At 57.1% G+C, this 14,834-nt stretch carries 15 protein-coding genes; 5 read left to right on the top strand and 10 right to left on the bottom strand.

Annotated features, from left to right (window positions below; genetic code table 11):
* Position 1 precedes the first annotated feature (1 nt).
* The 3 genes from fdoI to fdnG are packed head-to-tail and all read right to left on the bottom strand — an operon-like array spanning position 2 to position 4,590.
* Positions 2-628 carry a formate dehydrogenase cytochrome b556 subunit gene (fdoI, locus tag ACSEMK_RS21610; protein WP_015368962.1) on the bottom strand — a complete coding sequence of 209 codons (627 nt, stop codon included), beginning with the start codon at positions 626-628 and terminating at the stop codon, positions 2-4.
* Positions 625-1,527, bottom strand: a complete 903-nt coding sequence (gene fdxH / locus ACSEMK_RS21605; protein ID WP_430915446.1) for a formate dehydrogenase subunit beta — start codon at positions 1,525-1,527, stop codon at positions 625-627. Before fdxH ends, fdoI begins: the two co-directional genes overlap by 4 nt.
* 12 nt (positions 1,528-1,539) lie before the next feature.
* Positions 1,540-4,590 carry a formate dehydrogenase-N subunit alpha gene (gene fdnG, locus ACSEMK_RS21600; protein WP_430915445.1) on the bottom strand — a complete coding sequence of 1,017 codons (3,051 nt, stop codon included), beginning with the start codon at positions 4,588-4,590 and terminating at the stop codon, positions 1,540-1,542.
* Between the two features lie 157 nt (positions 4,591-4,747).
* On the opposite strand from fdnG, the gene fdhD reads away from it, so the two are divergent.
* Positions 4,748-5,584, top strand: coding sequence for a formate dehydrogenase accessory sulfurtransferase FdhD (gene fdhD / locus ACSEMK_RS21595; protein ID WP_045395330.1), 837 nt, complete (start codon positions 4,748-4,750; stop codon positions 5,582-5,584).
* A 128-nt stretch (positions 5,585-5,712) separates the two neighbouring features.
* Positions 5,713-5,925, top strand: a complete 213-nt coding sequence (locus ACSEMK_RS21590; protein WP_015368957.1) for a YdgH/BhsA/McbA-like domain containing protein — start codon at positions 5,713-5,715, stop codon at positions 5,923-5,925.
* 44 nt (positions 5,926-5,969) lie between these two features.
* Here ACSEMK_RS21590 and ACSEMK_RS21585 read toward each other — a convergent pair whose 3' ends face one another.
* Complete coding sequence (locus ACSEMK_RS21585; protein ID WP_045378791.1) at positions 5,970-6,293, bottom strand: AzlD domain-containing protein; 324 nt, start codon at positions 6,291-6,293, stop codon at positions 5,970-5,972.
* Entirely contained in the window at positions 6,293-6,952 is a 660-nt protein-coding gene (locus ACSEMK_RS21580) for an AzlC family ABC transporter permease (RefSeq protein ID WP_087858747.1), read from the bottom strand. Before ACSEMK_RS21580 ends, ACSEMK_RS21585 begins: the two co-directional genes overlap by 1 nt.
* A 100-nt stretch (positions 6,953-7,052) precedes the next feature.
* Between ACSEMK_RS21580 and ACSEMK_RS21575 the strand changes: the two genes are divergently transcribed.
* Positions 7,053-7,601 (top strand): helix-turn-helix domain-containing protein, encoded by a 549-nt coding sequence (locus tag ACSEMK_RS21575; RefSeq protein WP_087858746.1) that lies wholly within the window; start codon positions 7,053-7,055, stop codon positions 7,599-7,601.
* Positions 7,602-7,643: 42 nt separating this feature from the next.
* Here ACSEMK_RS21575 and rhaM read toward each other — a convergent pair whose 3' ends face one another.
* From rhaM to rhaB, 5 genes are all read right to left on the bottom strand, one after another.
* Positions 7,644-7,958, bottom strand: coding sequence for an L-rhamnose mutarotase (gene rhaM / locus ACSEMK_RS21570; RefSeq protein WP_430915444.1), 315 nt, complete (start codon positions 7,956-7,958; stop codon positions 7,644-7,646).
* Positions 7,955-9,103: a lactaldehyde reductase gene (gene fucO, locus ACSEMK_RS21565; protein WP_087858744.1), complete on the bottom strand. Its 1,149-nt coding sequence runs from the start codon at positions 9,101-9,103 to the stop codon at positions 7,955-7,957. The genes rhaM and fucO overlap by 4 nt, the downstream gene beginning before the upstream one ends.
* A 31-nt stretch (positions 9,104-9,134) precedes the next feature.
* Positions 9,135-9,959 (bottom strand): rhamnulose-1-phosphate aldolase, encoded by an 825-nt coding sequence (gene rhaD / locus ACSEMK_RS21560; protein WP_113374891.1) that lies wholly within the window; start codon positions 9,957-9,959, stop codon positions 9,135-9,137.
* A gap of 82 nt (positions 9,960-10,041) precedes the next feature.
* On the bottom strand, positions 10,042-11,301 hold the full coding sequence (rhaA, locus tag ACSEMK_RS21555; protein ID WP_395227032.1) for an L-rhamnose isomerase: 1,260 nt from the start codon (positions 11,299-11,301) through the stop codon (positions 10,042-10,044).
* Positions 11,298-12,764 (bottom strand): rhamnulokinase, encoded by a 1,467-nt coding sequence (rhaB, locus tag ACSEMK_RS21550; protein ID WP_430915443.1) that lies wholly within the window; start codon positions 12,762-12,764, stop codon positions 11,298-11,300. Before rhaB ends, rhaA begins: the two co-directional genes overlap by 4 nt.
* A 311-nt stretch (positions 12,765-13,075) precedes the next feature.
* On the opposite strand from rhaB, the gene rhaS reads away from it, so the two are divergent.
* Positions 13,076-13,912 (top strand): HTH-type transcriptional activator RhaS, encoded by an 837-nt coding sequence (gene rhaS, locus ACSEMK_RS21545; RefSeq protein WP_113374895.1) that lies wholly within the window; start codon positions 13,076-13,078, stop codon positions 13,910-13,912.
* A gap of 72 nt (positions 13,913-13,984) precedes the next feature.
* On the top strand, positions 13,985-14,833 hold the full coding sequence (rhaR, locus tag ACSEMK_RS21540) for an HTH-type transcriptional activator RhaR (RefSeq protein ID WP_213317846.1): 849 nt from the start codon (positions 13,985-13,987) through the stop codon (positions 14,831-14,833).
* Position 14,834: the final 1 nt, after the last annotated feature.

Below are 14,834 nucleotides of genomic sequence, written 5' to 3'. Positions count from 1 at the left end.
TCTATTTTTCCTGTTTCTGGCGGACTTCACGGTACCAGCGCGGGTGATGTTTCTTCGCCCACGTTTTGGTAACCCAGCCTTCCACCATCGCGGTAATGGTGCCTTTCACCCAGAGGGCGGCGTAGATATGCACCATGATAACCACAATTAACGCGACTGCGGCAAAAGAATGCAGCATCAGCGCGAATCGGATCACCGGGATTGAGAATGCAGGCGCAAAGTACGGACGCCAGATGATCACACCGCTCACCAGCAGCAGCACCAGGAAAATAATTGCCGCCCAGAATACGCATTTCTGGCCGAAGTTATAACGCCCGGTATCGCCTACCTCCTCGTTGACGACGATCTTACGAATATTCTTCGCCCAAAAGATATCATCCCGATTGATTAGGTTATGGTGCCAGTAACGGAAAAACATGATGATAAACGACGCGAACATCACCACCCCGACGAACGGGTGGAGAATACGCGCCAGCTGCGGCGTACCGAGAATATGCATCAGCCAGTTAAACGACGGGAAGAAAAAGCCTAACCCGCTTACCGCCGCCAGAATAAAGCAGAAGGCGGTTATCCAGTGGTTGATGCGTTCCGGCGCCGTGTAGCGCACGATGGTGTCACGTTTTCTCATTTGCGCACCTCGTCTTTCTCTTCATGCAGGTTGTCTTCTTCCTCATCTGCGCGGTTTGGACCGACGCCGACGTAGTGGAAGATGCTGGCTGCGAAGGTCGCAGCAAAGCCGACCGCCGCCAGCGGTTTCCAGATACCTTTCCAGAATTTCACCGTTTGGCTGATTTCCGGATTCTCTGGCAGACCGTGGTACAGATTCGGTTTATCGGCATGGTGCAGCACGTACATCACGTGGGTGCCGCCGACGCCAGCCGGATCGTACAGGCCCGCCTGGTCGTAACCGCGGGTTTTCAGCTCTGCGACGCGCTCGCCGGCCAGCGTTTTCATATCCTCTTTCGAACCAAAGTGGATAGCGCCGGTCGGACAGGTTTTCACGCAGGCCGGTTCCTGGCCGACGGTCACGCGGTCTACGCACAGCGTACATTTGTAGACGCGGTTGTCTTCCGGGTTCAGGCGCGGTACATCGAACGGGCAACCTGCGATGCAGTAGCCGCAGCCGATACACTGCTCAGACTGGAAGTCGACGATGCCGTTAGCGTACTGAATGATTGCGCCTTCTGACGGACAGGCCTTCAGGCAGCCCGGGTCAGCGCAGTGCATGCAGCCATCTTTACGAATAAGCCATTCCAGCTTGTCGTTTTGTTCCACTTCCGAGAAGCGCATGACCGTCCATGACTTGGCGGTCAGGTCCGCCGGGTTGTCATACACCCCAACGTTGTTACCCACTTCGTCACGGAGATCGTTCCATTCGGAACAGGCCACCTGGCAGGCTTTACAGCCGATACAGGTGGTAACGTCGATAAGCTTCGCCACTTCCTGCTGGTGGTCCCGCGCCTGAGGCGCGGGAGTGAAACCGTTAGTCGCGGAACGACGAATAATATCTTGCGATTGATAAGCCATAAGTCGTCTCCGTTACACCTTTTCCACGTTCACGAGGAAGGCTTTAAACTCCGGCGTCTGCGTGTTGGCGTCGCCGACAAACGGCGTCAGCGTATTGGCGATAAAGCCTTTTTTCGCCACGCCTTCGTAGCCCCAGTGAATAGGAATACCGATGGTATCCACCTCTTTACCGTGAACCTGCAGCGTACGAATACGCTTGGTCACTACCGCCTTGGCTTTGATATAGCCGCGGTTAGAGGAGACTTTCACGGTATCGCCATGGCCGATGCCGAGCTTATTCGCCAGTTTTTCGCCGATCTCCACAAACTGTTCCGGCTGCGCGATGGCGTTAAGCAGCGCGTGTTTGGTCCAGTAGTGGAAGTGTTCGGTCAGGCGGTAAGTGGTGCCGACGTACGGGAACTTCTCGGCCTTGCCCATCTGCTCGAGATCGCCTTTAAAGACGCGAGCGGCCGGGTTAGAGACCACGTTTGGATGCAGCGGGTTAGTCCCCAGCGGCGTTTCAAACGGCTCGTAGTGTTCCGGGAACGGCCCTTCAGCCATCTTATCGATAGCGAACAGACGCCCCATCCCTTCAGGCTGCATGATAAACGGACCGACGTCGCTACCAGGGGCGGCGGCGCTGTAATCCGGAATATCCACACCGCCCCATTTCGCGCCGTCCCATTTCAGCAACTGACGCTTCGGATCCCACGGTTTACCCTGCGGGTCTGCGGAGGCGCGGTTATACAGAATGCGGCGGTTCAGCGGCCATGCCCAGGCCCAGCCCAGCGTATTGCCGAGGCCTGACGGGTCGGCGTTATCGCGGCGCGCCATCTGGTTGCCTTCCGGCGTCCAGCTTCCGGCGAAGATCCAGCAGCCGCTGGAAGTCGTGCCGTCATCGCGTAGCTGTGCGAAGGAGCTCAGTTGCTGCCCTTTCTTAACGATTACCGCGCCGGTTGCCGGATCGGTAATATCCGCCAGCGCTTTACCGTTACTTTCCATCGCCACTTCTTCAGATGCCGGCTCGTGCGGCGTGGAGTAGTTCCACGTCATGTTGAGCACCGGCTCCGGCGTCGGGCCGCCTTCTTCGGCATACATCTTACGCAGACGTGAGAAGATACCGGCGAGGATTTCGCCATCGGTCACGGCGATCCCCGGGGCATCCGCGCCTTTCCAGTGCCACTGCAGCCAGCGGCCGGAGTTCACGATAGAACCGTTTTCTTCGGCGAAGCAGGTGGACGGCAGACGGAATACTTCGGTCTGGATTTTTGACGGGTCAACATCGTTGGGCTCACCGTGGTTTTGCCAGAAGGTGGACGTTTCGGTGTTGAGCGGGTCGATGGTTACAAGGAACTTCAACTTCGACAGGGAAGCCACTACCTTATTTTTGTTCGGGAACGATGCGACCGGGTTAAAGCCCTGGCAAATATAGCCATTCACTTTGCCCTGATTCATCATCTCGAAATACTGCAGAACGTCGTAGCTCTTATCCCACTTCGGCAACCAGTCAAAGCCCCAGCTATTCTCGGCCGTAGCTTTATCGCCGAAGAAGGCTTTCATCATGGAGACGAAGAACTTCGGATAGTTGCCCCAGTAGTTCACCTGGTCTTTCAACAGCGGTTTCGGCGTGTTGGCGCTCAGGTAGGTCTGCAGGTCGGCCTGTTTTTCATTAGGCAGCGACATGTATCCCGGCAGGCTGGTTGAGAGCAGGCCGAGGTCGGTCAGACCCTGGATGTTGGAGTGACCGCGCAGGGCATTGACGCCGCCGCCTGCCATCCCCATGTTGCCAAGCAGCAGCTGGATCATCGCCATGGTGCGAATGTTCTGCGCGCCGATGGAGTGCTGGGTCCAGCCGAGGGCATACAGGAACGACGCGGTTTTATCGTGCGCGCTGGTTTCTGCAATATATTCGCAAACTTTAAGGAAATCGGCCTTCGGCGTACCACAGATGTTTTCAACCACATCCGGCGTATAGCGGGAAACGTGCTGTTTTAGCAGATTCCAGACGCAGCGTGGATGCTGTAGCGTGGTATCGCGTTTGGCGAAGCCGTTTTCATCCAGCTCGTAGTTCCAGCTGGTTTTGTCATACTGGCGTTTTTCCGCATCGTAGCCGCTGAACAGACCATCATCAAAGCTGTAGTCCTCACGCACGATCAGGCTGGCGTTGGTATAGGCTTCGGTGTATTCACGGTTGAATTTTTCGTTATTCAGCAGGTACAGGATGACGCCCGACAGGAAGGTTATGTCGGTACCGGAACGAATCGGGGTATAGAAATCAGCCACCGACGCCGTACGCGTAAAGCGCGGATCGATAACGATGAGCTTGGCGCCGTTATGAATTTTGGCTTCCATCGCCCAGCGGAATCCCACCGGATGCGCTTCTGCGGCGTTACCGCCCATCACCACGATCAGGTTGGCGTTTTTAATATCAACCCAGTGGTTGGTCATCGCACCGCGACCAAATGTTGGAGCAAGACTTGCTACCGTTGGTCCGTGTCAGACACGCGCCTGGTTATCCACCGCCAGCATCCCGAGGGCGCGGGTGAATTTTTGCGTTAAATAGCCGGTTTCGTTACTGGAAGCGGAGGCGCACAGCATACCGGTGGTCAGCCAACGGTTAACGGTGGTGCCGGCGCTGTTTTGGGCGATAAAGTTGGCGTCACGGTCTTCTTTCATCAGCTTCGCGATGCGATCGAACGCTTCGTCCCAGCTGATTTGCTGCCATTTATCAGAACCTGGCGCGCGATATTCCGGGAATTTCAGGCGGCTTTCAGAATGGATAAAGTCCACCAGACCGGCCCCTTTCGGGCAGAGCGCACCACGGTTTACCGGATGATCCGGATCGCCTTCGATATGGAAAATGGATGCTTTGGCGTTTTTCGCACCGTCGCCGAGGCTATACATCAATAGCCCGCAGCCAACGGAACAGTACGTACAGGTGTTGCGGGTTTCGCGAGTACGCAGCAGTTTGTACTGCCGGGTTTCCGCGAGCGCAGTAGCCGGGGCAAAGCCCAGCGCTGCTGCCGTCGTGCCTGCCATACCGCCAGCGCAGATCTTAAAGAACTGCCTTCTGCTGACCTGCATGGTTCGCTCCTTGTTTCGACATTGTCACATGTAGTTATTTACTTTGCGGTGAAGGCCGCAAAGGTTCAGAATTGAGTTAATTTCCCTCGGTCCTGGAGGGATATAAAAACAGAATACCACATTGTGTGTATGCCTGTTCCAATACGGTTAAATGAAAGTGAATAAGAACCTTCCTGAACAAATCAAAAATGTGACAGATGTCACAGGTTATCGCCAGATTACCCTCTGGAAACGTGAGGATTTACAACATCCTCAGCCAGACGAGGTAGCAGAAGAGGTACCCGTCGCTCTGGTCTATAACGGCATCTCGCACGTCGTCATGATGGCGACGCCACGTGACCTGGAACATTTCGCCGTCGGTTTTTCCCTATCTGAAGGGATTATACAAAGCCGACAAGAGATCTATGGGATGGACGTGGTACAGGCCTGTAACGGGGTTGAAGTGCAAATAGAACTCTCCAGCCGCCGGTTTATGGGGCTGAAAGAGCGCCGCCGGGCGCTCGCCGGGCGTACCGGTTGTGGGGTATGTGGCGTCGAGCAGCTAAATGATATCGGTAAGCCCGTCGAGCCGCTGCCCTTTAGCCAGACCTTTGCGCTCTCTCATCTCGATCGCGCGCTCAAACAGTTAAATGAGGTTCAGCCAATCGGCCGCCTGACCGGCTGTACGCACGCCGCCGCGTGGGTGCGCCCTGACGGCGAACTGGCAGGTGGGCATGAAGATGTAGGCCGTCACGTTGCGCTGGATAAACTGCTGGGGCGTCGTAGTGAAGAAGGAGAGGGCTGGCAGCAGGGCGCGGCCTTAGTCTCCAGCCGCGCCAGTTATGAGATGGTACAGAAGGCCGCGATGTGCGGGGTGGAAATCCTGTTTGCCGTCTCCGCGGCGACGACCCTGGCGGTTGAAGTCGCCGAGCGTTGTAATCTGACGCTGGTGGGGTTCTGCAGGCCAGGCAGAGCGACGATTTATACTCATCCGCAGCGCCTCATTGCCGGTTAAATGTTGGTCAGTTTTTTTGAAAGATGACAGCAAATCCTTCCGCTTTTAGTTACGGGATGTGAAGACTATTATTTATCACATCAAGGCACGGCGCCTTATCCAAACAACTAAATTAAAGGGTTTATATCATGAAAAGCATCAAAACTTTTGTCGCTGTTATCGCTCTGGCCGCTTCTTTCGGTTCTTTCGCTGCACAATCCGTGACCGCCACCGCTTCCACTATGGACGCCGCGGAAGCGAAAATCGCCGCTCAGGCGCAGGCTGCCGGCGCGTCTTCTTACACCATTACCGAAGCGTTTAACGGTAATCGCGTGCATATGACCGCTGAACTGAACAAATAAGTTAGCAAGTAACTACCGTCGAAAGAGCGCCTCAGGGCGCTTTTTTAGTTTATACCCGCCAGGCGTAGCAACGCCGTCACCACCGCCGCGGCGATAATCACCACGATAAGCGGCATCTTGCGCCAGGCAAGGAACACGGCAAAACCGACGCCAAGTACCCGCGCCATGCCGGAAAAATGCTCGCCTTCATAAAAGGTGGTTGCCAGCGCCACGGAAAACAGCAACACCGTCGCGGCATCAGAAAGCAGCGCCTGTGAGCGCTCGGAAAACGCTAAACGGCTGCCAAGCTTTGCCCCGCCCAAACGCATCAGGTATGTGCCGATCGACAAAATCGCGATCCCGGCGATAAACAGCGTCATATTAGCCATTATTTTTTCCTCGCCAGTAAGCCAAACAATGAGAGCAGAACCGGTAATCCAACCGGCGCGAAGGGCACGGCGGCAAGCGAAATAACCGCGCCGCTGCAGGCGCGAATCAGTGTGGTACGTTTTTTAAAAGCCGGTACCACCAGCGCCAGCAGAATAGCCGGGAATACCGCATCCAGGCCGATGGTTTCCGGTGCGGGTAATAATTTACCGACGCCGGCACCCAGCAGGGTACCGAGCGGCCAGATGAGCGCCACGCCTAGCCCGCAGAGCCAGTAGGCGGCTTTACGTTGCTCCTGGGTTTTCTGCGACAGGCCGAACACCACGCTCTCATCATTCATGATGTGGCAGCCGAGCAGGCTGGCGGCGCGGGCGCCGACCAGATCGCGCACGGTGACGCCAAAAGGAACGTGGCGGGCGTTCACCAGTAAACCTGCCGCCGCCGCGGCGAGCGGGTTACCGCCGCTGGCGACAATACCGATAAACATAAACTCAGAGGCACCGGCCAGCACCGTAATGGAAAGGACAAACGGCACCCACAGCGGAAAACCGTAGGCCATCGCTAATGAACCGTAAGACATGCCAACCACGCCGACCGCCAGGCATACCAGAACGATTGCTTTAATGGTGTCTCCACTGAGACAGGAAAATTTGTAACGCATACGCTTTAGCCATATCGAACGAATTTCCATTATAATGAACGCAACAGAATGGTTTTTCAAGACGAACGATTCGTTCGATATAAAATACGAGGAGCGGTGTATGACACAGCCCATCAGCGTAATTGCTAAAAGCCTGGCGCGCGAGCGTTCGCGCACCGGGCTCTCACTGGCGGAGGTGGCGCGCCGCGCCGGGATAGCCAAATCGACCCTGTCACAGCTGGAGTCCGGCAATGGCAACCCTAGCCTGGAAACATTGTGGGCGCTGTGCGTGGCGCTGGACATTCCCTTCGCCCGCTTACTGGAGCCGCAGGCCAACCAGACCCAGGTGATTCGCCGCGGCGAAGGCACTAAAGTGGTTGCTGAGCAGGCCAACTATCAGGCCATTTTGCTGGCGGCTTGTCCCCCCGGCGCGCGTCGCGACATCTATCTGCTGTTGACGCAGCCCGGCGCCGATCGGATCTCGCACCCGCACCCGCCCGGGTCGGTCGAACATATTATTATCACTCAGGGGCGCGCGCGCGTTGGTCTTACCGAAGCGCCGGAAGAGCTGGGGGAAGGGGATTACATCTGCTACCCGGCCGATCGGGAACACCTCTTTCAGGCGCTGGAGCCGGATACCCAGGCGCTGCTGGTGGCAGAGCAAAACTAATAGTAGTAATTCAAGCGGCCTGATAAAACAGGCCGTTTTTTTTTACGCAAGATAAAACACTTCGCTCAGTTCAACGCTTAGCGGGCTGTTATCCGGATTCGTCGGCATCACCTCGCGCATATAGCGCCACCAGCGTTGGCAGACCTCGGTTTCCGCCACCGCATTCCAGCGAGCCTCCGATTCAATTTCCACCGTGGCGAATAGCAGATGGCGCTGTTTGTCGAGATAGATTGCATAGTGGTGCGCGCCATGCGCTTTCAGCGTGGCTTCCAGTTCAGGCCAGATGGGATTATGACGGCGCCGATACTCCTCGTGGGCGTTGGGATTAACCTGCATCACGAAGGCTTTGCGGATCATAACGCCTCCAGGTATAACTCGCGCACCTCGTCGCGGCTGGCGCTGCGCGGGTTACAGGGTGCGCAGGGGTCGGCCAGCGCTTTATCCAGCCAGCCTTCGATGTCGGCCTTACTGACGCCAAGCTGGCTAAAGCCTTCAGGAATACCGACTCGTTTGCTCAACGCGCGAATCGCATTAATCGCCGCCATGCTGGCGGTTTCGTCGCTCATGCCGCCCGTATCGACGCCCATCGCCTGGGCGATGCGGGCAAAACGCGCTACCGCGTTCGGGCGGTTAAAGTTTTCGATGATCGGCAGCAGGATGGCATTACAAACGCCGTGCGGCAGATTGTGGGTCGCGCCCGGCTGGTGCGCCAGCGCGTGTACCAGACCAAGACCTGCGCTGTTGAACGCCATTCCTGCCAGATACTGACCGTATGCCATCTGCTCGCGGGCCTGCAGATTGTGCCCGTCATCAACGGCCAGCGGCAGCCACTGGTGAATTAAGCGAATCGCTTCCAGCGCGTTGGCGTCGGTCAGCGGATGGGCGCCGACGGAGACAAACGCCTCAATAGCGTGGGTTAACGCATCCATACCGGTCGCGGCGGTAACCGACGGCGGAATATCGAGCATCACGCTGGCGTCGTCGACGGCAATATCCGGGATGATGTTTGGGTCGATGATGACCTCTTTCACCTGACGTTCGCTATCAATAATCACCGCGTTGCTGGTCATTTCAGCGGCGGTTCCGGCGGTGGTGTTTATTGCCACCAGCGGCACGCCGGCATTCTTCACTTTGCCCACGCCGGAATAGGCGGTCGATGGCGCCGGGTTAGCGCTGAGAATTTTCACCGCCTTAGCGGTATCGATCGGGCTGCCGCCGCCGAAGGCGATAATATAGTCGCACTGCGCCGCACGGAATGCGGCGATACCTTGCTGAACCAGCGCTTCGGTTGGGTTCGGAAAGACGTTATCGAACAGATGATAAGACAGTTGATGCGCTTCCAGCGCCTGAAACAGGCTATCGAGCAGGCCCATTTCCACCAGATGGCCGTCGGTGACAATCAGCGCTTTTCCCCACTGCTTGTCCGCCACCAGGCTCACCATATCGCCGATCGCGCCCGCGCCATGCAGGCTGATTTTCGGCAGTGCCAACATAAAGCTCATGATTATTCTCCTTACAAAGCGACTCGCTTTCTTAGAGCGCCAGCGCGCTGGCCAGCGGCGTGACGCCAAAGCGTTGGCCTAACGCAATCAATTCTTCGCGGCTAATCGTCTGTTTCATGCCGCCCATCGAATAGACTTTCACCAGCACCTCGGCGGATTTCTCGGCGGTATCGATTAGGCCGAAAGTCTCATCCAGCGTCGGTCCGCTGCCGAAGACGCCGTGGAATGGCCACAGCACCAGAGAGTGTTTCTGCATTTCACCGGCGGTCGCCTGGCCAATCTCGTCGGTGCCCGGCACCATCCACGGCAGAATGCCGACGCCGTCCGGGAACACCACCAGGCATTCGGTGCTGCCTTCCCAAAGCTTGCGGGTGAACAGATCGCTGTTGTTCTCCAGCACGTAGGTCAGGGCGATCAGGTTGGTGGCATGGCAGTGCATGATCACGCGATCTTTGCCGCCGGTGGCTTTGATGCGCTCGCAGTGCGACAGGAAATGCGCCGGCAGTTCCGACGTCGGCACGGCTTCTTCCGTTAACCCCCACAGAATGAAGTAGCCCGCGCCGTCGTTGTCTATTTTCACCACTCCGAGATTGGCGGCGGGATCGAGCTGCACATTACGGAAGAATTTACCGGAACCGGTAACGATAAACGGCTGATTAGCCAGTTCCGGCATCGGCTGGCTTAAGGCGATATAGCGCGGCTGAGCGTGAAAATCGGCTTTGAATGGCGCGATATCCGCTTCATCCAGGCGCAGCGTCAAATTACCGCCGTTACGCTCGTCCCAGCCTTTAAGCCAGGCGTCGGAGGTGGCTTTGATCATGCCCTGAACGAACCATGAATTGATGATGTTGTGCATAGTCTTGTCTTTCCTGTTGATTCGTAATAGGTGTGATTCCCCGGATAAACCCTGTACGGCACAATCCGGGGAAAGTCAGGCATTAGCCGCGCTGGCTTAGCACGTCTTTTTCATAGGTCCGCACGTTTTCCAGCCACTGGCTGCCTGCCGGCGTATCGTGACGCTGGCAGTACATCTCCCAGATGGCCTGCCACGGCAGAGATTTCTGCTCTTCGAGCAGCGCCAGACGGGCGGTGTAATCACCGTCGTTTTCCAGCTGGCGCAGCAGCGCCGTCGGCTCCAGCAGCGCGCGCAGCAGGGCTTTTTTCATGTTGCGGGTGCCGATTACCCACGCCGCGATGCGGTTAATGGAGGCATCAAAGAAGTCGAGGCCGATATGCACGCGGTCGAACAGGTTGTGGCGGATAATTTCGCTGGCGATGGCCTGGGTTTCGTCATCCAGCAGCACCACGTGATCGCTGTCCCAGCGTACCGGGCGGCTGACGTGCAGCAGCAGGCGTGGGATATAGAGCATGGCGGCGGAGATTTTGTCGGAGATGACTTCCGTCGGATGGAAGTGGCCGGCATCCAGGCACAACGCGGTTTGACGGCTGGCGGCGTAGCCCATGTAGAATTCATTGGAGCCCACGGTATAGCTTTCGGCGCCGATACCGAACAGCTTGCTCTCAACGGCGTCGATATGGTGCGCCGGATCGAGCTTTTCGCTGATGACCTCATCCAGCGCGTTCAGCAGCCGCTGGCGCGGGGCGAAGCGATCAACGGTAATATCTTTCATGCCGTCCGGCACCCAGATATTCATTACCGATGGCGTCCCAAGCTGCTCGCCGAAATAAGCGGAGATGCGGCGGCTGGCTTTACAGTGATCGATCCAGAACTGACGAATCTCCGGGTTGGCGTGCGACAGCGTAAAACCGTCGGCGCTTAGCGGATGCGAGAAGCAGGAAGGGTTAAAATCGAGCCCCAACTGCTGGCGTTTCGCCCATTCCACCCAGTGCTTAAAGTGTTCCGGCTTGATTTCATTACGCGCGACCGGCGTGGCGGACTCAAGATAAATCGCGTGCAGATTAAGGCGCTTCGGCCCCGGTATCAGGCTTAGCGCCTGTTCGAGGTCGGCGCGTAGCTCCTGGGCATTGCGCGCTTTGCCGGGATAGTTGCCAGTGGCCTGAATGCCGCCGGTTAAGTTGCCTTCCGGGTTTTCAAAGCCCGCCACGTCATCGCCCTGCCAGCAGTGCATTGACACCGGCAGACGGTCCAGCTGACGCAGAGCTTCCTCGGCATCTACGCCGATGGCGGCATAGCGCTGCTTAGCAATTTCCCAGGCTTGTTCAAGTTGAGTGGTCATGCGCAAAGCTCCTTTGTAGGTTGTGGCTGAAATTGCGCGACGAAGCGGGCAATTTCGCTATCTGAATGTGGGGTGAACGTGGTGAGCGACGCGTTGTCGCGTACCACCTGACGGAATTCATCGACGTTGTGCAGTTCATCCAGCGTCATCAGCTGGATGCCGATATTGCCAAGCGTGGAGGCTTCAATGGGGCCCGCCACCACCGGCAGGCCGCAGGCATCGGCGCACAGTTGGTTAAGCAACGCGTTCTGGCAGCCGCCGCCGACGATATGTAACTGGCTAAAAGGATGGCCGCGGAGTGCTGCAAGCTCGCCCAATACCCGGGCATACAGCAGCGCCAGGCTGTCAAAAATGCAGCGCGCCAGTTCGGCGGGAGTGACCGGAATCGGCTGGGCGGTCTCCGCGCAGGCGGCCTGAATTTCGGCGCTCATATTGGCCGGGTTAATAAAGCGATCGTTATTGCAATCAATCAGGTAACGGCAGGCTGGCAGCATCGCCGTGTCGACAATCAGCGCCTGCAGATCGCTAATGTTCTGCTCTTGCAGTACCCGCTGCAGCAGCCACAGACCCATGATGTTTTTCAGCACCCGATAGCGTCCCTCAGCGCCGCCTTCATTAGTGATATTCGCCTTCAGTGCTTGCTGGCTGGTGTAAGGCGTTTTACTTTCAAAGCCCATCAGCGACCAGGTGCCTGATGAGAGATAGGCGGCATTTTTATCCGCCAGCGGCGAGGCGATCACGGCGCTGGCCGTATCGTGGCTGGCGACGGCGACCACCGGGATGCGGTTACCCTGCGGGCAGATCCAGTGGCCGATAACATTGCCCGGATGCGTCGGCGTACCGAACCAGTCCGGCTGCGCGCCGCTCCAGCGGAGCAGCTCGTCATCCCAGTTATCGCTATTGATATTAACCAGTTGCGTGGTGGTGGCGTTGGTGTATTCCCAGTTCATCGCGCCGGTCAGGCGGTAGCTGAAGTAGTCCGGGATCAGCAGCGCATGGGCGACCTGTTCCACCAGCGTCGGCTGCTGGCTGACCAGCGCCCGCAGCTGATAAAGGGTGTTGAACGGCAGAAATTGGATGCCGCTGCGGCAGTAGATATTGGCGCGGCCGAGGTGTTCGATTGCCTGCGCCATCAGGCCGTGAGTGCGGCTATCGCGATAGGAAACCGGCAGGCCGACGCGCTGGCCGTGCTTATCCAGCAAGACGAAATCAACGCCCCAGGTGTCGATGCCGATACTGTCGATCAGGATCCCCTGTTCGCACACTTTCACCAGCCCACGGCGAATTTCCGCTTCCAGGCTATCGATATCCCAGCAATCGTAGCCGCCCACTTTCAGGAGGCGGTTGGTGAAACGATGAACCTCGCGCAGCGTCAGCGATCGCGTCGCGGTTGCATAATTCGCGAGCATGACCCGACCGCTGGATGCGCCTAAATCAACGGCGACACAATGACGAATACTCATGGCACGACCCTTCTTAAAATCATTACAGGCAGTCTAAAAAAGGCGTCTCTGCGTCACCTTCTCGCTACTGACAGCGAAAACGGACGGCTGGCAACACAGCAAAGGTGACCGTGAGAAGCGTCACAGTTTCGTTTTATGGGCGGCGCGAGGCGCGGTGTGATGTTGGCCGCAGTTCCGGAAATTTCCGGCTGGTTCTTGAAAAAACGGCAGGTTTTACGCGGTTCACGGTCAAAAATTGAAGGCCGGATTGCCGGCCCTTAATTACTATTTGCGGCGACGGTTGATAATTTTTCTCATTCGTGGAGGCTGCTATGACCGTGTTGCACAGTACGGATTTCTTTAAGGCCGGCGTCTCGGCGGTGGCGATTGAACCGCGCCTTCCTCAAGCGGCCTTTCCAGAACATCACCATGATTTTCATGAGATTGTCATCGTTGAACAGGGTACGGGCATTCACGTTTTCAACGGCCAGCCCTATACCATCAGCGGCGGTTCGGTCTGCTTTATTCGCGATCACGATCGCCATCTTTACGAACACACCAATAACCTATGCCTGACCAACGTGCTCTACCGCGCGCCGGATGCTTTTCGTTTTCTGACCGGCGTGAACCAGCTGCTGCCGCAGGAGCAGGACGGCAACTATCTGTCACACTGGCGGGTCAACCAAACGGTACTGCAGCAGGTGCGGCAAATCGTCGGCCAGATGGAAAAGGTCGGGCAGGGCATCGAACCCCATACCATCGCCAGCCGTGAAATCCTTTTTATGCAGCTACTGGTGCTACTGCACAGCAACAGCCTGGCGGAAGGCGCCGGCAACCACGAGGCGCGGCTGAATCAACTAATGGCCTGGCTGGAAGACCATTTTGCCGAAGAGATATGCTGGGAGGAGGTGGCGGCACAGTTTTCGCTCTCTTTACGCACCCTGCATCGTCAGTTAAAGCTGCAAACCGGGCTGACGCCCCAGCGCTATCTCAACCGGGTGCGCCTGATGAAGGCGCGGCACCTGCTGCGCCACAGCGATGATAGCGTGACAGAAATCGCTTATCGCTGCGGTTTTGGCGACAGTAACCATTTTTCGACGCTATTTCGCCGTGAATTCGACTGGTCGCCGCGCGATATTCGCCAGGGGCGCGACGCTATTCTTCAGTAACGCGAGAAGAGTCAACGTATTGCCTCACCAAAATGCGAATAATGGTTGGTTTCCGCGTCGGGAGTAAGAGTTGTGGCAGGTCAGCTGGTGCTTCGCAAAGATGAGTTTTTTGCCTCCCCCTCGCAGGCGGTCGCGGTGGCTGACCGCTACCCGCAAAACGTCTTCGCCGAGCATACCCATGAATTTTGCGAGCTGGTGCTGGTGTGGCGCGGCAACGGCCTGCATATCCTCAACGATCGCCCGTGGCGGATTACCCGCGGCGATCTCTTTTATATCCGCGCGGAAGATAAACACTCTTATGCTTCGGTCAACGACCTGGTGCTGCAGAATATTATTTATTGCCCGGATCGACTGCGGCTCAATTTTGACTGGGCGGCGCATATTCCGGGATTATTCGGCACGACCTGGCAGCCGCACTGGCGGATCGGCAGCAGCGGCATGGCGCAGGTCAGGCAGGTGATTAACCAGCTGGAACACGAAAGCGCGCGGCAGGATGCGCAGGCGGACAGCATGGCGGAACTGCTGTTTGCCCAACTGGCGCTAACGCTCCAGCGCTATCGCTACGCCACTGATAATCTGGCGGCGACGCAAAGCGAAACTCTGCTCGACAAACTGCTAACGGCGCTGGCCGGAAGTCTGAATCGCCCCTTTAATCTGGATAGCTTCTGTCTGCATGAAGGCTGCAGCGAACGCGCGTTACGCCAGCAGTTTCGCCAGCAAACGGGAATGACGATAACTCACTATTTGCGCCAGCTGCGGATCTGCCATGCGCAGTATTTACTGCAGCATACCGAGCGGCTAATCGGCGAGATCGCCATGCAGTGCGGGTTTGAGGACAGTAACTATTTTTCGGTGGTGTTTAATCGGGAAATTGGCATGACGCCGGGACAGTGGCGGCAGCGCAGTCGCGCCGCCGCGTAAG

Source organism: Klebsiella sp. K-3, assembly GCF_051207495.1.
GTDB lineage: Bacteria > Pseudomonadota > Gammaproteobacteria > Enterobacterales > Enterobacteriaceae > Klebsiella > Klebsiella aerogenes.
Note: the sequence above shows the minus strand (reverse complement) of the source record. Positions and strands in the feature narration are given on the sequence as shown.